Source organism: Roseinatronobacter sp. S2 (assembly GCF_029581395.1).
Taxonomy (GTDB): Bacteria; Pseudomonadota; Alphaproteobacteria; order Rhodobacterales; family Rhodobacteraceae; genus Roseinatronobacter.
On the sequence record NZ_CP121113.1, the window covers coordinates 2,592,706 to 2,611,032 of the forward strand.

The window sequence follows — 18,327 nt, forward strand, 5'->3', positions numbered from 1 at the left end:
CAATTGCCATGCAGTTTGTTCTTGACGCTTTGGATCAAGCAATGTGGCAAGGAGGGACGCCTGATGGCAATGCTTCAATTCATCACTCGGCGTCCGTGGATCGCAATATCTGTCAACCAGGTATACTGATCGCCTTGTCGAAGCTGGCATTGATCCATCGGTTGGGTCCTACGACAACGCGCTGGCTGAGTGCGTCATCGGGTTGCTCAAGACAGAGGTCATCAACCAGATCGATCCTTGGAAATCGTTGCCGGACGTCAAATGGGAAACCCTCAAACGGGTCGATTGGCATAACAACCGTCGACGTCTTGGCCCAATCGGCTACATCCCGCCCGCAAAAGCTGAAGGGGCATGTCTTATGCAAACCTGAACACACTCGATAAAGTCGCTTAACTGTTGAAAAAATCACCCACCGGTAAACCCGCATCAGTTCACTTGAAGTTCCATTCTCGCATCCTTCGGCGACGCTGACATGGCGGTTGCACGCAATTTGCCGTTCCCTTGGGCAATAAGGTAGTGCCATACTCGGGCAAACTGTGTCGCGGAACGGGGAACGTCGGAATGGATATCGAGGATCTGGATACATTCGTCGCCGTAGCCGATGCGGGGGGTATATCGGCCGCAGCGCGCAGGCTTGGCGTCTCGAAGTCCATCGTCAGCCGGCGGCTCTTCCGGATCGAGGCGGAACTCGGCACACAGCTTCTTGCACGGACGACCCGCGGCGCCGCACTTACGGAGGCGGGATCGACGTTCAGGGACCACGCGGCGCGCGCCAGCGCCGAGATCGACACGGCGAGGGAGGCAATCCTTCCGACCGGCGGGCTGCGTGGCCGACTGAGGGTCGCCATGCCGCTTTCCATCGGCCCGACGCACTTCGCCCCCGCACTTGCAGAAATGGCGCATCGCCACCCGAACCTTCACATCCAGAGCGCCTACAGTGATCGTTTCGTCGATCTCATCGCAGAGGGTTTCGACTGCGCGCTTCGGGTCGGATATCTTCAGGATTCCAACCTGATCGCGAAGCGCATCGTCACGATCCATGGAACGCTTGTCGCAAGTCCGGCCTATATCAGGACGCACGGCTCGCCTCGGACGCCAGACGAGATTGCCGCCCATGAGGCGCTTATGCAGGGAACTGAGTCCTGGCAATTCCTGGACGGCGACAAGATCGTGACAGTTCAGCCGCAGGGCAGGTTCAAGGCCGACAACGCTGTGGCACTTGCTGCCGCCTCGGCAGCGGGGCTTGGCATCGCCTGGCTTCCTGATTGCATTACGCATGACTATATCGGGTCAGGCGCCCTCGTCCCGATCATGACGCGCTATCCCCCACCACCGGCAGGCGCCTTTGTCCTCAGACCACCGGGTCTGCATCCCGCACGAAAGATCCGGGTTCTGATTGACACGCTGGTTGACCATTGCGCGCGCAACCCGGCCATCTGGGGCGGCGACCGCCAGGACCGGAAGGGCACAAAGCCCTGATCTGCAAATAATTCGGCGGCGGCTTGTGGCCGACCGTCAAAACGGCCGGCGCGTTCCGCTTTGCGCGACACAGCTTAATGCGTAACGTGGCTAGCCGCCGGGGTGTTGCATCGCCATACTGGGTGCGGAAGCGACAGCTCCGCCCAATCGCCCGGACGATCCGGATGCGTAGGGGTCAGGCCCTTGCATCGGCAGGCGCGACGCCGGTCGCGAGTATATGAGAGGATGACACGCATGAGTTGGAACCCCGCACTCGACCCCGGCTGCCCAGATTAGATTGGCGTCGACGCGATTGAGACACTCATCGTTCCACGGTCCCGCGATCTGGGCGGGTTCGAGGTCCGGCGCGCGCTGCCAGCGCCAAAGCGGCAGATGGTCGGCCCGTTCATCTTCTTCGATCAGGCCGGGCCAGCCGAATTGCTGACCGGACAGGGCGTCGATGTGCGGCCGCATCCGCATATCGGGCTGGGCACGGTGACCTATCTTTTTCGCGGCGACTTCCATCACCGCGACAGCACCGGCGCCGATCAGATCATCAGCCCCGGCGCGCTGAACTGGATGGTGGCCGGGCGCGGCGTGACCCATTCGGAACGCACCTCGGCCGCGGCCCGCAGCGGGCCGAACAGCCTGTTCGGGATCCAGACATGGCTGGCCCTGCCTGACACGCATGAAGATATGGCGCCCAGTTTCGAACATCACGGGCAGGAAGCGCTGCCGTTGATCGAGGATCACGGCGTGTCCGTCCGCCTGATCCTTGGCAGCGCCTATGGAAAGACCGCGCCCGCAACGATGCTGTCGGAAACCTTCTATGCCGACGTGACACTCGAACCCGGACGCCGCCTGCCGATGCCGGACGATCACGAAGACCGGGGCATCTACATCGTCGAAGGTTCCATCTCGGTCGCGGGGCAGGATTTTGAGGCGGGCCGGATGATGGTCTTCCGGCCGGGCGACAGGATCACCGTCGCTGCGGGCGACCGGGGCGCACGGATCATGATCCTTGGCGGCGCCACCTTTTCCGGCCCCCGCTACATATGGTGGAACTTCGTCGCCTCGTCGAAGGAGCGCATCGAACATGCAAAGGCCGAATGGCGTGCCGCGAAGTGGGGCAAGGGGCGTTTCGATCTGCCGGTCGATGACCGCGACGAACATATCCCCGCGCCGGATTGACCGGCGCCAATGACATGACTGGCGGGCGCGATGCGGGCGACCGGTGACCTGATGACCGGTCCCCGCAAGCGACAGATGCCGAATGGAGACGACATGCAATGAGCACCACTTGGCCCCAACTCGACTACCTTGAATGGCGCGAAACCTGTTCCGCCCTGCATCTGTATCTACAGATCGTCGGCAAATACAGGCTGGCGCATACGCCATGGCTCAACCATTCTTGGAACGCGACATTCTATGTCACGCCGACTGGCCTGGCATCCTCTCCCATCCCGGATGGTCCGGGCATCGAGATCGTATTTGATCTTCGCGATCACATTGTCGTCGGGACATGCGGCAACGGCCGCAGGGCGACATTCGCACTCGGGCCATCCACGGTCGCGGCGTTTCGCGCGAATTTCGTGCAGTTGATTACCGACCTCGGGGGCACGCCGACCTTCAACGACACACCAAACGAGGTGCCCAACCCCGTCCCGTTCAGCGAGGATCATCGCGACCGGCCCTACAACCGGGACGCCGTGCAGCGCTATCACCAGGCCCTAGTCGCGGTCGACCGGGTAATGGGCAGATTTCGGACCTCCTTTCTCGGCAAGTCCAGCCCGGTTCACCTGTTCTGGGGGGCAATGGATCTCGCTGTCACCCGGTTTTCCGGGCGGCGCGCGCCGCTTCACCCTGCCGGGATTCCAACCCTGCCGGATGACGTGGCGCAGGAAGCCTATGACCGCGAAGTGTCTTCGGCAGGGTTCTGGCCGGGCGGAAATGGATTAGATTTTCCCGCCTTCTATGCCTACGCCTATCCCGCGCCGGGCGGTTATCGGGGCGCGCAAGTGCAGCCCGATGCGGCGTTCTGGCATGATGGCCTGTCGGAATTCATACTGCCCTACGATGCCGTGCAGACCGCAGCCAATCCCGACGAGGCCCTGATGGCTTTTCTGGTCTCGACCTACGAGGCAGCCGCCGGTCTGGGACACTGGGACCGCGATCTTCTGGAATGCGCGCAGGGGCAGCCACGCCAGGTGCGACCCCACAGCGCGTTGCAGGAGAAGAACACCGCCACGACGATGGACGCCCCGGTCGAACGGGAAGATGGCGCATCGAAGGGGCGTTACCACGCAGTCATCGACGGCAACGTGGCCGAAATGACCTATAGCCGTGCCGGTGACGGGCTGATCATCATCGATCACACCGAAGTTCCTGCGGCCTTGCGTGGCCGCAAGGTCGGAGAGATGCTGGTGCGACAGGCGGTCGAGGATGCGCGGCGTGACAAGGTAGCGATCGTCCCGCTCTGCCCGTTCGCAAAGGCCCAGTTCGACCGCCATCCGGACTGGCAGGACGTGTTGCGCCAGTCGCAAATTTGATGTTCGATGGACCGGACTTTACGGTGGGAAAGCCATTCGGGACGATGGGTAAATCCCTGTCACTGCCGCCGTTTCCGGAACCACGCCGCGCGGCAATGGAGGCGGAGCTGAAGCCACTGGAGTGAAAGACCCTTCGCCAGTCGCCGGTATATCCCGGCGGCTGGCATGACAGTTTAGCGCCGCAAGGCACCGCCGGGAATAGGCGTTTCAGTTCGAAAGGGGCGGGCCGATGGCCGTAGAAGGATTAGGGCCGACCATTGGCCCGGTGGTGGTGCTGATGGGGGCGGCGGTGATTGCAGTGCCCCTGTTCCGGCGCCTTGGGCTGGGCTCGGTGCTGGGGTATTTCGCCGCCGGGGCGTTGGTGGGCCCATCCGTGCTGGGGCTGTTCACCGACCCTGATACGATCCTGCATTTCGCCGAACTGGGCGTGGTGATGTTCCTGTTCATCATCGGGCTGGAATTGCGCCCGCAAAAGCTTTGGGCGCTGCGCGGGCAGATATTCGGGCTGGGACTGGCACAGGTAAGTCTTGCGATTGCCCTGCTGTCCTTGGCGGGCATGGTGGTCTTTTCGCTGCCACCTGTCACGGCCTTCATCGCCGGGGCTGGCTTTGTGCTGTCCTCGACTGCCGTGATCATGTCCACCTTGCAGGAACGAGGAGAGATTGCCGGCCTTGAAGGGCAAAAATCCGTCTCGATCCTGCTGTTTGAGGATCTGCTGATCGTGCCCTTGCTTGTGGTCGTGGCCTTCCTCTCGCCGGTTGGGCAAGGCGCGGGCGGGCTACCGGCGCTGGCGCTGGCGTTGTCCGGGCTGGTCGCGCTGCTTGTCGCAGGTCGGTGGCTTCTGGATCCGTTTTTTGCCCTTCTGGCCCGCACCCGTGCCCGCGAGGTGCTGAGTGCGGGTGCGCTGCTGGTCGTGCTGGGGGCGGCGCTGCTGATGGAGGCCGTGGGCCTGTCGATGGCGATGGGCGCGTTTCTGGCCGGTGTTTTACTCTCTGGCTCCAGCTATCGCCATCAGATTGAAAGCGATATCGAGCCGTTCAAGGGCCTGTTGATGGGCCTGTTCTTTCTGGCGGTCGGGATGTCGCTGAACCTGTCTGTCGTGGCGTTGGAATGGCCGCTGCTTCTGGCGCTGCTGGCCGTTTATGTGCTGGTCAAGGCGGCTGCTATCTACGCCACGGCGCGGGTCTTTGGCGGCACCAATCTGGCCGCATTGCGCCGCACGGCCATGTTTGCGCAAGGGGGCGAATTTGCCTTCGTCCTTTATACCGCTGCGGTGGCAGGCGGCGTGATCGATGCGCGCGAAAACGCGATCTTCTCGACAGTGGTGATCCTGTCCATGGCGATCACGCCACTGATCCTGATCGCCGCTGACCGGCTGTTGCGCGAGCAAGGCGCCACGCTCGACGGGGTCGAGGCGGCAGAGGGCTTGCGCGGGCAGGTTCTGGTGATCGGCTTCGGGCGTTTTGGCCAGATCGCGCTGCAAATGCTGCTGGCGCGCGGCGCGCAGGTCTCGGTGATCGAGAACAACCCCGACCGCATCCGCGAGGCTGCGCGCTTTGGCTTCAAGGTCTATTACGGCGACGGCACGCGACTGGATATCCTGCATGCGTCGGGCGCGGCAACTGCACAGGTGATCCTGATCTGTGTCGACGATCGCCGTGCCGTCAGCGCCATTGCAGACCTGATCCAGCACGAATTCCCGAATGCGGCGGTGCTGGCGCGCAGCTATGACCGCGGCCATTCGATGGAACTGATCCGCGCAGGCGTGAGTTTTGAGATACGCGAGACTGTTGAATCTGCCCTGCTGATGGGGGCCGAAGGGCTGCGCCGACTTGGATTGGACGAGGCTGCTGTGACCGAAGCACTGGAAGATACCCGCCGCCGTGATGCACAGCGCCTGACCGAACAGGTGCTGGGTGATATCATGTCCGGGCGCGACAAGATGCTGATCGCGCCAGTGCCGGAACCCCTGACGGCCGCCAAAGCCTTTTCGAAAGGAGATACATGATGACAAAAACAATCCTCGGCCTTAGCGGCAGCCTGCGGCGCGCGTCGTTCAATACAGGCTTGCTCCGCGCGGCAGCCGAAATGGTGCCGGATGGCACAAAGATCGAGATCGGGTCGATCCGCGACGTGCCGCTTTATGATGGGGATCTGGAAAAAGCCTCTGGGCTGCCGCCTGCTGTCGAAACGCTGCAAGCCCAACTTAATGCCGCAGATGGGGTGCTGCTGGTGACCCCCGAATACAATAACGGCATTCCCGGTGTGTTCAAGAATGCCATCGACTGGATGTCGCGCGGGCCGGGATTGCAGATGTGGGCAGGCAAGCCGGTTGCGGTGATCGGCGCATCGCCCGGCGGGTTCGGCACGATGATGTCGCAAGCCCACTGGCTGCCGGTACTGCGCACGCTCAAGGCCAATTTCTGGGCCGAGGGGCGGTTGATGGTGTCGCGGGCGGGCGATCTGTTCGATGGTGACGGAAACCTGACGGATACCGGCAGCCGTGAGCGATTGGCAGCTTTTATCGACGGGTTCACGAAAGTCATTTGAAAGGCTGCGAAAAGGCCCTGACTGCCGGGCGGGGATACGTTATCGCGCGCGCCTCAAACGGCCATTCGCTGATCGAGCCAAGCTTTCGCGACCTTCATATCCGTTACACCAAGGTCGTGGCCTGCGGGCAAGGTGCGCGCGCCGGCGGATATGGATGCCAGGGCCGCGCGCGAGGTGACGCCCTTCATCACTGGCGGCCTGCGCGTGGCAGAAGATTTCGCCAAAACGATGGCGCTGGCGGCGGATGCGGTGGCACTCAGCAATTCGGCCATGCGGGCGGTTGACGGTTTCGCGGTGCGTATGTGCAATTCTGACAATTGCCCTGTCGGCATCACCACCTGAAAACGCGAAGTGTCCGACCCGCGTGGCATTCGGTTTGCAAGCCTTGCTTGTCGCACATAGCCGCCATGGCATTCCGAACGCTGGTGGGGCGGCATGCGTCACCCCATCTTTGAGCGGAAAGGAAAATACCATGCTTGATACATATACCATTCGCCAAAATGAGATGCCTGAGGACATGTGGCACCTGTTGGCAGCATACCCGCGCGACAGCTGGGACGCGCATCCGGGCTTCAAGGAAAAAACCAGACACTGGCTCGGGGCGCATCAGATGTTCCGCCGCGTGGCAGAGCGCATTCGGCTGGATACTGAAGGGCTGATGAACAAAGATGTGGCGCTGGATGACTATGCTGACCGCCTGTCCTATTATGGGGGCAATCTGGTGGCCAACCTGCACGGCCATCACGGCTGGGAGGATCGCAGCTTTTTCCCCGAGCTCTCAGTTGCAGACCCACGGTTTGACGCTGGTCTGCAGGTGTTGGAACAGGATCACGCTGATCTGGACAAGGTGTTGGATGATTTCAACCGCACCGCCAACCGGCTGATCATTCTGTCCGGCATGGATGAGGCGCAAGCTTACGCCGAGGCGGGAAAGGTGCTTGCGAATGCGGCGACGATCGAGGCGTTTCTGAAACGCCACCTGAGCGACGAAGAAGAACTGGCGGTGCCGATTATCTTGCATCACCGGCTGAGAGGATAGTGGCATCTACATGACCACAGAAAGATCGACCCGGGAACGCCAAACCGAAGCCAAGACACGCCGCGCGCGGGGCGAATTCGTGCGCGGCGTCAGCGGGTTCCGCCATGCCATCGGCGATGCAGATTTCCCGCCAGAGCCGGGCCGGTATCAGCTGTTTCTGGCGTTCAATTGCCCTTGATGCCACCGCGTATCGCTGGCGCGGAATGTTCTGGGGCTGCAAGACAGCATCACGATGGATGTGGCCTTCCCGAACCATTATGGCCCGTCTGATGGTGACGGACGCACAGTAATCCGCTCATCCAAGCAGTTCATTTTCAACACCAGTGCACCGCAATCCCTTCGGTTAGGGAAGATAAGGCTCGGTGATCCAGAGATCGGGATGAAACTGTTTCATGGGTCATCTCCATTGATTGTCAGGTGGTTCATGCCTACAAGTTAAAGCGCACTTGAAGTCAACCGTAATGCAGAAGAAAGCGCCGATCCATGGAAACCACCCTTACCATCAATCAGATATCGCGGCGCAGCGGCGTCGCATCCTCGGCACTACGCTACTATGAGGAGCGCGGCCTTATCGTTTCCGAACGGGCCGGGTCGGGCCACAGGCGCTTCCCGCGCCATGTTTTGCGCCGCCTGGCCTTCATCACCTTTGCGCAAAAACTTGGCATGACGCTGGATGAAATAAAGCTGGACCTCGATAAACTGCCCACCGATCATGTGCCGACCGGCGATGACTGGACGGCACTGTCGAAGAAGTGGACAGACCGGGTGGATGAGCAGATTGCACAGCTTCAGCGCTTGCGCGATGGCTTGTCTGACTGCATCGGCTGCGGTTGCCTGTCCCTTAAAGTCTGCAAACTTCTCAATCCCGATGATGCGTTGGGACAGAAGGGTCCGGGGCCAAGAAGTTGGGTTGAAGACCATGAGAGTGATCCCGCGACATCTGCCTGACATGTCGGGACAGACAGGTTCAGTTGCGCGCCGTCACCATATCTGATTAGAAAAACACCGTGGGTGCCGCAAGATGCGCCCGCGTTCGGCAAGGAACACCATCAGCTGGCCTGAAGGTCGCGGTAGTTTACGACGATCTTCGACGACCCCACCAGAACCACTGCATATCCGGGGCGCTCCAGACTGCGGCTCATGTCGTCATCCGCCATGTTGAGATCGAACTGAACATGCAGGCTTTTGAGCGTGGCGAAGGGGTTTCCGGCCCACAGACCAGAGACATTCCGATGCACATGCCCGCAAAACAGGTGGGTGGGGCGACGTCTGCGCTTCAGGAGACCGGTCAATCGATCAGCGTTCAATAGTTTCAAACGATCAAGTGCCGGAACCCCGATGTCACAGGGGGGATGGTGCAGAAAGATCAGCAGTGGCTCCTCACCGGCGGCCTCGATCTGACCGGTGATCCACCGCTCTCGGGTGGGGCATAATTCGCCATGATGCTTGCCGTCAGCAGCCTGTGTGTCGAGGTAGAGCAGTTGTGTGCCATCGACGTTCTCGAAGCCTTGAACAAAGCCATCAATGCAGTTGTTTGCAGGGAATATTGATCTGAGCGCACCACGATCATCGTGGTTTCCAACCAAAAGGCGATACGGAAACGGCAGCCGCTCCAGTTCCGCACGCAAGATGGCGTAGGCCCCTGGATTGCGCAACTGGATAAGATCGCCGGTCACCACAAGGCGATCTGCGTCGCAATGAACCGCTGCAATTTCGTCAAGGCACAGGCGCAGGCGGGCCAATGGATCAACACCTTGCGGCCAGTCCTGACCCTGCTCGACAAGGTGCAGGTCCGTCAACCAGATCAGCTTCTTCACGACCGCCCTCCTTTTAGCTGATGCTCGGTCGCGATGGCAGACAGGTCATTGGCCGCGTCCCGCTGTGGGCCACCGGCGGCTTTGCGTTCAGAATAGCGGTCGGTCAGGGTGGCGGTGTGCGGGCGCGTCAGCACCGTGAAGCGGACCAGTTCTTCCACTACATCGACGATCCGATCATAATAAGCCGACGGTTTCATCCGCCCGTCCGCATCAAATTCCTGAAACGCCTTGGCGACGCTGGACTGGTTGGGAATGGTGACCATCCGCATCCAGCGGCCCAGCAGGCGCAGCGTGTTGACCGCGTTGAACGATTGTGACCCGCCCGAGACCTGCATGACAGCCAGCGTGCGCCCCTGTGTCGGGCGCATGCCGCCCATACTCAGCGGCAAATGGTCAATTTGAGTCTTCATGACCCCGGTGATCTGGCCATGGCGCTCGGGGCTGCACCAGATCTGACCTTCGGACCACATCGACAATTCGCGCAACTCATGAACGGCAGGGTGGTCGTCGCCGTTTACCTGATCGGGCAGCGGCAGGTCTGACGGGTCAAAAATACGGGGTTCAGCGCCGAAGTGATGCAACAGCCGTGCGGCCTCTTCGACAACAAGCCGCGAATAGGATTGCGCGCGTAAAGACCCGTAAAGCAGCAGAATACGGGGCGGGTGGGTTGGCGCGGTGGCAAGCGTGGTCGCGGGCCTGTCCTGCGCGAAGCGGGTATCAAGTGCGGGCAGGTAGTCAGGGTCGGTCAGGGTGCGAAGTCTCATGCGTGTTCTTTCGTTGACAAAGGGTTGATTGCGAGAAGGGCCGCCAATCCGGCAAGCCCTAACGCGATGGACAAAAGCAGCGCCCCTGCCCCGTAGCGTTCGATCAGCAGCGCAAACAGAAACGGCGCGCCAGCCTGGGCGAAACGGGCGGGCACCATCAGAACACCTTGCCGGAACCCGTAATTGGCGGGGCCAAAGATCGACAGCGGCAGCGTGCCTTTGGCAATCGTCAGAATGCCGTTTCCAGCGCCATGCAAAACAGTAAAGAGGATCGCGGCAGGCGCGCCGAACACTATGATCGCGACCGCACCAACCGGATGGGCCATGGCGGCCAACCGCGCCGACAGCAGCGGATTGAATCGTTGCAGCACGCCAAATTCCAGCAAGCGCCCGGCGACCTGTGCAGGCCCGACCAGCGCCGCCGCTGCAATTGCAGCCGTTGGCGTGGCACCTGCTTCCTGCAACAGCCGTGGCAGATGTGCGGCCATCGCGGTGCTGGTGAACCATGTCACGGCAAAAACCAGCGCCAGCAGGATCATCAGGAATGTCCGGGGGTCGGCAGGATCTGCGGGCGCGTCGCCGGATGGCACATTCACAACCTCGGGTATCGGCTGCGTGCCGCGTGGGATGAGAAAACGGTTGACCGGCAAGCCGATGAGCAGATGCGCCGCCGCCCAGAAGAAGCACACCATGCGCCAGCCGAATTCCGCATCCAGATAGGCCGAAACGGGCCAGCAGATGGTGCTGGCAAAACCCGCCAGCAGCGTGATGCCGGTGATCGCGCTACGCGCTTTGCGCCCGTAGATACCAGCGAGGGTGGAAAACGCTGCCTCATACAGGCCCATCGCCATGCCGGTGCCGATCAGCAGCCAGCTGGCAAACAGCATGCCCGCCCCCTGCGCCATGCCCAGCATGACCAACCCTGCCGCGAGCACCACGCTGGAGAACGCCAGCACATCACGCCCGCCGAACACATCAATCCTGCGCCCGACAAGCGGCCCGAGGCATGCAGCAATGATGAGCGCTGCGGAGAATGCGCCAAAAACCGTACCCGTTGAGACACCAATGTCGCGTGCCATTGGCACCGCCAGGATTGCGGGCAGGTAATAGGTTGACCCCCAGGCCAACGTTTGCGCGCTGCCAAGGGCGATAACGACGCCGGTCTGTGTGCCTTGTGCAGTCATCGGGTGCCCTTTCCGGCGCATACATTGACGCTCAACCCATCGAACATCAATGCATACGGGTAAAAAAATGTCACTCGGAACAGCATTCGGCTTTTCCCTGCGGCCGGGCAGACACATCTGCTGCCGCTTTGCTCGCGATAATGCAATCCGTTGCCTCCATCCAGGCATCAACGGCGGTCTGGAAAGCGTCGCGCCCTTTCGGGGTGATGGCATAAACCTTGCGCGCGCGCCCCTGAACGGTGTCGACATGCGATGTCAGGTATCCCCCCGCCTCGAATTCGTTCAGCATCGGATAAACTGTCCCCTCCGTCGGGCTGCAACAGCCATCGGTTGATCGTTCAACCGCCTGCACAACCTCATAGCCGTGCATCGCTTTCTTGTGGAGGACGCAGAGCACAAAGAACTTGGACAGCGACATCTTGATTGTGCCCTGCCAATAGGCCGGATCGGCGTAGTCGGGTGACTGGCGCGCAGGTCGCCGGGTTGATGTGCGGGGTGGTGTCATGGGGGTGAAGTTATACCTTGATGATCAAGGTGTCAAGCGGGTGCCGGACGTTCCTGTTGCGTTTCATCGCCCGGAAAACACACGATCATGCGCAGATGCTGATGTTCATTGACAGTCATCATTTCATGACTGAAACGAGTCACCGCTTTGCCATCCGTGAACTGGCTGATCCCCCGGATATAGTTGCCCCGCGCTGGCTGATCCCACCAGCGCCTGAAATCCGCAGACAGCTTCTTCAGGTCATCAACCAGCGCCAGCAGGGCCGGATTGTCGGGCAGCACTGCCAGATCGCACCGGAAACTTGCAATCAGGCGCGGGCCATCGTCGTAAAAGGACGGGTGATGGCGGCGAAACTCTGGATCGGCAAACACCATCCTGAGAAAGTTGCGGTTAACACGCTCGCGCGCTGCAAACCCGAACAGGCGATCCGCCGCCGCGTTCCACGCCACGACATCCCAGCCAAGACTGATGACATAGGCAGGCATCATATCCAGCGCATCCATGATCTGCTGAATATGGGGGGTCACCGCTGGCCAGTCGTAGATATCGGCTGGCGGGGGCCGCCGGTGCGCAAGCAAAAACAGATGGCAGCACTCGGCATCGCCAAGTTTCAGCGCGCGGGAAATGTTAAGCAAAAAAGCCTCGGACACGCCGATATCGCGGCCCTGTTCAAACCATGTGTACCATGTCAGCCCAACCCCTGCGAGGGCCGCCACCTCCTCACGCCGCAGGCCCGGTGTGCGGCGGCGGCCGGTTTCGGGCAGGCCGACATCGGCGGGCGAAAGGCGTTCGCGCTGCTGGCGCAGGAAGTCTGACAGTTCTGCACGGGTGCGGTCAAGGGATCGGGTGGTCATGGCTATTGCTTTCAACAACAGGATAAAAAGTTCCATTGTAACAGGATTAATTTCACACATGTCTGGCCCCTGATCAAGGAGGCACGCATGACCATTGACGCAACTTTTCACCCGCGCAGCCCGCGTGACGCAGCCAGCATCAGAACGTGGCTGGGGCTGGCCGTGCTGGCGCTGCCCACCGCCTTGCTGGGGCTGGATGTGACATTACTGTATCTTGCACTTCCCGCGCTGGCGGCAGATCTGAGGCCCACCAGCACGCAGGCGCTGTGGATCATGGATGCCTATGGCTTCATGATCGCGGGGTTTCTGATCACCATGGGTTCGCTGGGGGATCGCATCGGTCGGCGCAAATTGCTGATGATCGGGGCGGTGGCCTTTGCTGCCGCCTCGGTTCTGGCGGCATTTTCCACCAGCGCCGAAATGCTGATCCTTGCGCGGGCGGCACTTGGCGTGGCGGGCGCGACGCTGATGCCCAGCACGCTGGCGCTGATCAGCAATATGTTCCATGTCCCCGCGCAACGCGCTTTGGCAATCGGGGTCTGGGCCACAATGTTTGCGCTGGGAATGGCGGCAGGCCCGCTGGTCGGCGGGCTGTTGCTGGAGCAGTTCTGGTGGGGGTCCGCCTTTCTGGTGGCATTGCCCGTTGTGGCGGTCCTGCTGGTCACCGGGCCGGTCCTGCTGCCCGAATATCGCGACCCGTCAGGCGGCAGGCTGGACCTGACCAGCGCGGTCCTTTCACTGCTGGCGATCCTTCCGGGGATCTATGCGCTGAAGGAGGTGGCCAAATATGGCATCGATCTTCCGTCAGCACTGGCCTTCGCGGCAAGTGCGGTGCTGGCGGTCGTGTTCGTGCGCCGCCAGCTGGCCTTGCGACACCCGTTGCTGGATGTCCGGCTGTTTTCGAACCGGGCTTTCACGGTGGCGCTGATCATATTGCTGTTCGGTCTGGTCAGTGTCGGCGGCACCATGCTGCTGGTCACGCAGTATCTGCAACTGGTCGCGGGGTTTTCGCCGCTGGTTGCCGGAATGTGGATGGGGCCACCGGCGCTGATGATGTTCATCGCGGGCATCGCAGCGCCCCTGATGGCGCGACAGGTGCGGTCGGGTATTGTCATCGGGGGTGCCCTTGCCCTGTCAGCCCTTGGCTATCTGCTGCTGAGCACTATTGCGCCGACAAGTGGCATTGCGCCCTTGATCGTCGGGTTCTCGCTTGCCTATCTTGGGCTGGGGACCATCGCCGCGCTGGGAACGGACCTTGTGGTCGGCACCGCGCCACCGGCCAAGGCGGGTTCTGCATCGGCCATGTCAGAGATGGTGCAGGAACTGGGGGTCGCGCTTGGTGTGGCAATTCTCGGCAGCCTGACAACCTTCATCTACCGCCGCGAGATTTTCGATGTGCTGCCATCTGGTCTGCGTGGGGCTGATGCAGATGCGGCGGCAGACAGCCTTGCCCAAGCTTACGCAGCTCAGGATACGCTGCCGGACGGGCTGTTCGTGGCAGCGCAAAACGCCTTTGTCGCGGGGTTGAACGGGGCCGCGATGGTGGCAGCACTCATCGCGACCGCGCTTTCGATCCTGTCGGTTCTGGCCCTGCGGCATGTTACGGTCGCCCGGACACAGGAAGATTAGCGTGCGCCCCCCCATGCCTTCAGATACCACACGGCGCTGCACGTTGTCAGTATGTCACGCGCGCCCCCCCGCGGATGGTCTTTGGCAGAGGGTGAAATGCCCTGACTGCCGCATTCCCGAACTGCGCCGACGGCGTCCGAAACGGAAACCCCAAGCCGGTAACCTTATGCCACCATCCGCGAGCCGCGCATCAATTTCGTGCAATGGCCCTGCAAAGCATTGCCAACGCAGAACGGATCAGGGGTGCAATCTCCGGATTGCGCGCCAGTTCCTGTGCGTCCATCCCCGTGCCGGCCACAGGAACAGCAATGGATGCGTCTTCGACATAATCGCCCAAAAGACGAAGGGTCGCAGAAAGATGCTCCTGTGCAGATTGCGATCGGGGGGACGCATTTATCAGCGCGACCGGCTTACCCTCAAGGCCGCTATTCCCAACTGTCCAATCGACGGCATTCTTCATCACACCAGCCACCCCGTGTGCATACTCGGGACTGCATATAACCAGACCATCGGCCAGACTTAGACGCGCAAGGAAATGTGCGACGGGGGCCGGATGTGGCTCTTTATCGATATCCGGATTGAAATGCGGTAATTTTCCAATCCCATCATACACATCAATGTTCACGTTTTCCGGCGCCAGATACGGCAGAGAGTCGATCAGGGACTTATTGGATGAATTTTCACGCAAACTTCCTGACACTGCCATTATTCTCATAAATTGTCTCCTTTAGGGTCGGAACCACCGCCTGAAATATATGTCCCCGCCGCCCGCACACGCTTCTCGATGAACGCCTGCTCTGGGACGACACGGGGCGGGAATCGTGGCAGGAACGCAGGCGGCATGCCAGTCACGATGCAAGATCAATAGCATCCGCCGACGCTTCGGCAGGACCGGCGCTGTCCGGTGCCTGTTCGCCTGCCGTGCGGATGGTCTTTGGCAGATAGCGCAATGCCATCAGCGCCACGCCCGCAGAAACGATGGCGGCACCCAGCGCGGAAATTTGCAACCCAGACGTAAAGGCATCCCGCGCGGCCTGTAGAATTGCGGTGCCTGCGCCCGCCTCTGCTTGTGCAGCGACTGCGATAGCCGCGCCGAGGGTTTCAGACGCGCGGTCCGTCAGCGCCGCAGGGATGTCTGCACCAACGCCGCTGGCAAAGCCGGTTTTATAGATCGCGGTTGCAAGGCTGCCGAACAGCGCAATGCCAAGCGCCATTCCAAGCTCTGTGCCGGTTTCCGAAATGGCCGAGGCCGCCCCCGCCTGCTTTGCCGGGGCCGAACTGATGATCAGGTCGGTGCCAAGAATGCCCACTGGTGTCATCCCGATGCTCAGCAAAGTCATGCCCCCCACGACCATGGCCAACCCGTTGAACTGGCCAAGCATCGCAAACAGAAAAAGGCTGACCGCGCCGGTCGCAAGCCCCGCCGCAATCAGGCGATTGGGGGCAATCCGCTGCGAAAGCGCGGGCACCGCAAAGGCAACCAGCGGCCCCGCAAGGCTTGAAGGCAGCAGCCACAGTCCCGCTTCAAGCGGCGAAAGGCCCAGAACGCCTTGCAGATACTGATAGATCAGAAACATCGCGCCCGAAATCGCAAAGACCGCAAGCGAAAGTGACGCCAGCGAGGCAGTGAAACCTGTGTTGCGGAACAGCTTGAGATCAAGCAACGGGTCTTCAAGCCGGATCTGCCTGCGCACAAACAGCGTGCCGATCGCCAGCCCTGTCAGGGCCGCTGCGCCGATTTGCCAGATGCTGCCGTATTTGGCCGCTTCCTTAAGGGCGAAGACCAGAAGCAGAATGGCCGCAAGGGCCATAACGACCGAGGGCGGATCAAGCCGCGACTTCTCGTCATTGCGGAATTCCGGAAGCAGAACCGGCCCGGCAATCAGAAGCAGAAGCATGACCGGGACAGCAAGCAGAAACACCGATCCCCACCAGAACCAGACCAGCATGACTCCGCCCACCAGCGGGCCGATGATCGCGCCGATCATGAAACTGGTCATCCAGACGGTGACTGCGGTGGTCCGCTGCGCCGGATCGTCAAACATGTTGCGAATAAGCGAAAGGGTCGACGGCATCAGGGTTGCCCCCGCAACACCCAAAAGGGCGCGCGCGGCAATCAGCATTTCCGTGGTCGGCGCAAACGCCGCGAGCACCGAGGCAAAGCCGAAGGCCGCAGCGCCGATCATCAAAAGCTTCCGCCGCCCGATCCAGTCGCCGATATTGCCCATGATGATCAGAAATCCGGCAATCATGAAGCCATAGATATCAACAATCCACAGAAGTTGAGAGCTCGAAGGCTCCAGCGCCGCACTCAGGCTTGGCACGGCCAGATGCAGGACCGTCATATCCATGGCAAGCAACAGGGTCGGCAACGCGAGAACGCCAAGCCCGATCCATTCGCGTTTTGTGGCCCGCCGTGGCAAAGCGCGTGGTGTGGGGTTGATGGTTTCGTGGCCAGTCATTTCTGATTCCTTTCGGCGATGTGCCACGGCTGTATAAAAGTTCAAGTCCACTTGAACTCAAGCAGAAAAATGCAACGTCTGATTGCCACCGCTACAGGGTCGGCCACAGCATCGCTGCCGGGATTCCGCGCTGCATTCCCCAGAATAGTTCTGAAGGTGCATGTCTCAAATCTGGTCCAGAACCTGACCTATCGAGGGGCCGATATAGCCTTGCGCCACGCCAGTTCACCAGCGGAAGGGCTGGTCGGCCGCAAGCTGGGCACCATCCGGCAGGCGATCTTCGTGCATCATTCGCTTGCCGAACACCGGCTGGACACGCTGCCCGCAATCGGCCCCGGTGATGACCTGCCCTACCCCGCCCTGCACGCGGCAATGCGCAGCACCGGGTTACTGCCGAACTGCACCGTCCGCCTGAACTCCATCCTGTCGATGCACCATGCGGTCCGCCATCTGGGCGGCGCAGGGATTTTGCCGGTCTATCTGGGCGGCAGTGATCCGAACCTGTTTCAATGCAGCGAACCAATCGCGGCACTTGATACCGATCTTTGGCTTCTTACAGACGCCGCTTTGCGCAGGACCGCGCGGGTCTGCGCCGTTCTGGACTATTTCGGCACTTGCAGCGCGTTGCGCGCCAAACTGGCGTAGTTCACCCCCAAAAGCCGCATTACGCCGCGGATTCCCTGCGCAGCAATATGATTGTCCCCGCCGGGTCAGATGTCCAATGTCCGGTGACACCATTCAGCGGCTCCAATTCGTCACGCTGCGGGCTGCCGAGGGCGGCAAGGGCGGCGGTGGGTGCGTCGTCAAACAGTTCGATCCAGACATCGGTCTGGCTCTGATGCGGCACCTTGTCGATCCACAGGGTCATCGCGCCAAATTCAAAGCCGGTGCTTTCATCAAGCTCGCGCGCCACCTTCAGGCCGACTTGGTCGCGGTAGAAGGCAACCGTGTCATCCCACCTGTGCAGGGGCACTTTGATGGCGATATTCTTTCCCGGTTTCATTGTGGTTCTCCTTGATAAAGGCGGGTTACTTGTAGAAGCCGTCGCGCAGGTTGATGCCATGCTCCAGCCACGCTTTCATCGCGCAAAGCATGCCTGTCCAACCTTCGCAGTTGCCAAAGCACGACCGCAGCCCGACGTCAGTTTCTGGCCAGCCATACTCGCTGATCCGCACCAGGGTCCGGCCATCGTCAAGCGCCTGAAAACTCATGGTGACGGTGGTCCATGTGTCCAGATCACCATCAGCTTCCCATTGCAGGACGATCCGTTCATTCGCGACCACCTCTTGCACCAGCACCGGAAAGGCACCCGGAAAATCGTGGAAATCCCATGTCACTTCCGCCCCGCTCACCAGCCGCCCCTTGGCGCCGCCGGTGGTGAAATACTGGGACAGCGTGTCGGGGTTCACCACGGCCTCGAACACCTGCTCAACCGGCTTGGCGATGCGCCCCGCGACAGTGAATTTCAGTTCCATTGTACGAATCCCTCTTGCTTTTTCGCAATTATGTTATAAAT

General features: G+C 61.0%; 20 protein-coding genes. 11 read left to right on the forward strand and 9 right to left on the reverse strand.

Going from position 1 to position 18,327, the window contains the following annotated elements; genetic code table 11:
* Nucleotides 1-561: 561 nt before the first annotated feature.
* The 9 genes from P8S53_RS12410 (at nt 562) to soxR (ending at nt 8,544) form a co-directional block, all read left to right on the forward strand.
* Nucleotides 562-1,479 (forward strand): LysR family transcriptional regulator, encoded by a 918-nt coding sequence (locus tag P8S53_RS12410; protein WP_277804281.1) that lies wholly within the window; start codon nt 562-564, stop codon nt 1,477-1,479.
* Between the two features lie 276 nt (nt 1,480-1,755).
* Nucleotides 1,756-2,649 carry a pirin family protein gene (locus P8S53_RS12415; protein ID WP_306417926.1) on the forward strand — a complete coding sequence of 298 codons (894 nt, stop codon included), beginning with the start codon at nt 1,756-1,758 and terminating at the stop codon, nt 2,647-2,649.
* 98 nt (nt 2,650-2,747) lie between these two features.
* Entirely contained in the window at nt 2,748-4,007 is a 1,260-nt protein-coding gene (locus P8S53_RS12420; protein WP_277804282.1) for a DUF5996 family protein, read from the forward strand.
* Between the two features lie 229 nt (nt 4,008-4,236).
* Nucleotides 4,237-6,015, forward strand: a complete 1,779-nt coding sequence (locus P8S53_RS12425; protein ID WP_277804283.1) for a monovalent cation:proton antiporter-2 (CPA2) family protein — start codon at nt 4,237-4,239, stop codon at nt 6,013-6,015.
* Entirely contained in the window at nt 6,015-6,557 is a 543-nt protein-coding gene (locus P8S53_RS12430; protein WP_306417927.1) for an NADPH-dependent FMN reductase, read from the forward strand. Before P8S53_RS12425 ends, P8S53_RS12430 begins: the two co-directional genes overlap by 1 nt.
* A 150-nt stretch (nt 6,558-6,707) precedes the next feature.
* Complete coding sequence (locus P8S53_RS12435; RefSeq protein ID WP_277804285.1) at nt 6,708-6,899, forward strand: glutamate synthase-related protein; 192 nt, start codon at nt 6,708-6,710, stop codon at nt 6,897-6,899.
* A gap of 130 nt (nt 6,900-7,029) precedes the next feature.
* Nucleotides 7,030-7,596: a hemerythrin domain-containing protein gene (locus P8S53_RS12440; protein ID WP_277804286.1), complete on the forward strand. Its 567-nt coding sequence runs from the start codon at nt 7,030-7,032 to the stop codon at nt 7,594-7,596.
* A 10-nt stretch (nt 7,597-7,606) separates the two neighbouring features.
* Nucleotides 7,607-7,774 (forward strand): hypothetical protein, encoded by a 168-nt coding sequence (locus P8S53_RS12445; protein ID WP_277804287.1) that lies wholly within the window; start codon nt 7,607-7,609, stop codon nt 7,772-7,774.
* A 305-nt stretch (nt 7,775-8,079) separates the two neighbouring features.
* Nucleotides 8,080-8,544: a redox-sensitive transcriptional activator SoxR gene (soxR, locus tag P8S53_RS12450; protein WP_277804288.1), complete on the forward strand. Its 465-nt coding sequence runs from the start codon at nt 8,080-8,082 to the stop codon at nt 8,542-8,544.
* A 101-nt stretch (nt 8,545-8,645) separates the two neighbouring features.
* Here soxR and P8S53_RS12455 read toward each other — a convergent pair whose 3' ends face one another.
* The 5 genes from P8S53_RS12455 to P8S53_RS12475 form a co-directional block, all read right to left on the reverse strand.
* On the reverse strand, nt 8,646-9,413 hold the full coding sequence (locus tag P8S53_RS12455; RefSeq protein ID WP_277804289.1) for a phosphodiesterase: 768 nt from the start codon (nt 9,411-9,413) through the stop codon (nt 8,646-8,648).
* On the reverse strand, nt 9,410-10,177 hold the full coding sequence (gene arsH / locus P8S53_RS12460) for an arsenical resistance protein ArsH (protein ID WP_277804290.1): 768 nt from the start codon (nt 10,175-10,177) through the stop codon (nt 9,410-9,412). Before arsH ends, P8S53_RS12455 begins: the two co-directional genes overlap by 4 nt.
* Nucleotides 10,174-11,361 (reverse strand): MFS transporter, encoded by a 1,188-nt coding sequence (locus P8S53_RS12465; RefSeq protein ID WP_277804291.1) that lies wholly within the window; start codon nt 11,359-11,361, stop codon nt 10,174-10,176. Before P8S53_RS12465 ends, arsH begins: the two co-directional genes overlap by 4 nt.
* Before the next feature lie 70 nt (nt 11,362-11,431).
* Complete coding sequence (locus P8S53_RS12470) at nt 11,432-11,866, reverse strand: PadR family transcriptional regulator (RefSeq protein WP_277804292.1); 435 nt, start codon at nt 11,864-11,866, stop codon at nt 11,432-11,434.
* Between the two features lie 32 nt (nt 11,867-11,898).
* Complete coding sequence (locus P8S53_RS12475) at nt 11,899-12,780, reverse strand: helix-turn-helix transcriptional regulator (RefSeq protein ID WP_277804293.1); 882 nt, start codon at nt 12,778-12,780, stop codon at nt 11,899-11,901.
* Between the two features lie 27 nt (nt 12,781-12,807).
* Here P8S53_RS12475 and P8S53_RS12480 point away from each other — a divergent pair, with 27 nt between their 5' ends.
* Nucleotides 12,808-14,349 carry an MFS transporter gene (locus P8S53_RS12480; protein ID WP_277804294.1) on the forward strand — a complete coding sequence of 514 codons (1,542 nt, stop codon included), beginning with the start codon at nt 12,808-12,810 and terminating at the stop codon, nt 14,347-14,349.
* A 190-nt stretch (nt 14,350-14,539) separates the two neighbouring features.
* Here P8S53_RS12480 and P8S53_RS12485 read toward each other — a convergent pair whose 3' ends face one another.
* Entirely contained in the window at nt 14,540-15,064 is a 525-nt protein-coding gene (locus P8S53_RS12485) for an NADPH-dependent FMN reductase (protein ID WP_277804295.1), read from the reverse strand.
* Between the two features lie 133 nt (nt 15,065-15,197).
* Nucleotides 15,198-16,811 (reverse strand): MFS transporter, encoded by a 1,614-nt coding sequence (locus P8S53_RS12490; protein ID WP_277804296.1) that lies wholly within the window; start codon nt 16,809-16,811, stop codon nt 15,198-15,200.
* A gap of 69 nt (nt 16,812-16,880) precedes the next feature.
* On the opposite strand from P8S53_RS12490, the gene P8S53_RS12495 reads away from it, so the two are divergent.
* On the forward strand, nt 16,881-17,456 hold the full coding sequence (locus P8S53_RS12495) for a LysR substrate-binding domain-containing protein (protein ID WP_277804297.1): 576 nt from the start codon (nt 16,881-16,883) through the stop codon (nt 17,454-17,456).
* A gap of 19 nt (nt 17,457-17,475) precedes the next feature.
* Here P8S53_RS12495 and P8S53_RS12500 read toward each other — a convergent pair whose 3' ends face one another.
* Nucleotides 17,476-17,814, reverse strand: a complete 339-nt coding sequence (locus P8S53_RS12500) for a hypothetical protein (RefSeq protein WP_277804298.1) — start codon at nt 17,812-17,814, stop codon at nt 17,476-17,478.
* 25 nt (nt 17,815-17,839) lie between these two features.
* The gene (locus P8S53_RS12505; protein WP_277804299.1) at nt 17,840-18,286 is read right to left on the reverse strand and encodes an SRPBCC family protein; all 447 of its coding nucleotides are present in this window, start codon (nt 18,284-18,286) and stop codon (nt 17,840-17,842) included.
* Nucleotides 18,287-18,327 lie beyond the last annotated feature (41 nt).

Bases quoted from the DNA above. Each gene is read 5' to 3' on its own strand.
- P8S53_RS12435 (WP_277804285.1), top strand. From the start codon at position 6,708: ATGGATGCCAGGGCCGCGCGCGAGGTGACGCCCTTCATCACTGGCGGC.
- P8S53_RS12445 (WP_277804287.1), top strand. From the start codon at position 7,607: ATGACCACAGAAAGATCGACCCGGGAACGCCAAACCGAAGCCAAGACA.
- P8S53_RS12495 (WP_277804297.1), top strand. From the start codon at position 16,881: ATGCAACGTCTGATTGCCACCGCTACAGGGTCGGCCACAGCATCGCTG.
- P8S53_RS12475 (WP_277804293.1), bottom strand. From the start codon at position 12,780: ATGTGTGAAATTAATCCTGTTACAATGGAACTTTTTATCCTGTTGTTG.
- P8S53_RS12440 (WP_277804286.1), top strand. From the start codon at position 7,030: ATGCTTGATACATATACCATTCGCCAAAATGAGATGCCTGAGGACATG.
- P8S53_RS12410 (WP_277804281.1), top strand. From the start codon at position 562: ATGGATATCGAGGATCTGGATACATTCGTCGCCGTAGCCGATGCGGGG.
- P8S53_RS12430 (WP_306417927.1), top strand. From the start codon at position 6,015: ATGACAAAAACAATCCTCGGCCTTAGCGGCAGCCTGCGGCGCGCGTCG.
- P8S53_RS12480 (WP_277804294.1), top strand. From the start codon at position 12,808: ATGACCATTGACGCAACTTTTCACCCGCGCAGCCCGCGTGACGCAGCC.
- P8S53_RS12505 (WP_277804299.1), bottom strand. From the start codon at position 18,286: ATGGAACTGAAATTCACTGTCGCGGGGCGCATCGCCAAGCCGGTTGAG.
- P8S53_RS12425 (WP_277804283.1), top strand. From the start codon at position 4,237: ATGGCCGTAGAAGGATTAGGGCCGACCATTGGCCCGGTGGTGGTGCTG.
- P8S53_RS12470 (WP_277804292.1), bottom strand. From the start codon at position 11,866: ATGACACCACCCCGCACATCAACCCGGCGACCTGCGCGCCAGTCACCC.
- P8S53_RS12500 (WP_277804298.1), bottom strand. From the start codon at position 17,814: ATGAAACCGGGAAAGAATATCGCCATCAAAGTGCCCCTGCACAGGTGG.
- P8S53_RS12485 (WP_277804295.1), bottom strand. From the start codon at position 15,064: ATGAGAATAATGGCAGTGTCAGGAAGTTTGCGTGAAAATTCATCCAAT.
- arsH (WP_277804290.1), bottom strand. From the start codon at position 10,177: ATGAGACTTCGCACCCTGACCGACCCTGACTACCTGCCCGCACTTGAT.
- P8S53_RS12490 (WP_277804296.1), bottom strand. From the start codon at position 16,811: ATGACTGGCCACGAAACCATCAACCCCACACCACGCGCTTTGCCACGG.
- P8S53_RS12420 (WP_277804282.1), top strand. From the start codon at position 2,748: ATGAGCACCACTTGGCCCCAACTCGACTACCTTGAATGGCGCGAAACC.
- soxR (WP_277804288.1), top strand. From the start codon at position 8,080: ATGGAAACCACCCTTACCATCAATCAGATATCGCGGCGCAGCGGCGTC.
- P8S53_RS12465 (WP_277804291.1), bottom strand. From the start codon at position 11,361: ATGACTGCACAAGGCACACAGACCGGCGTCGTTATCGCCCTTGGCAGC.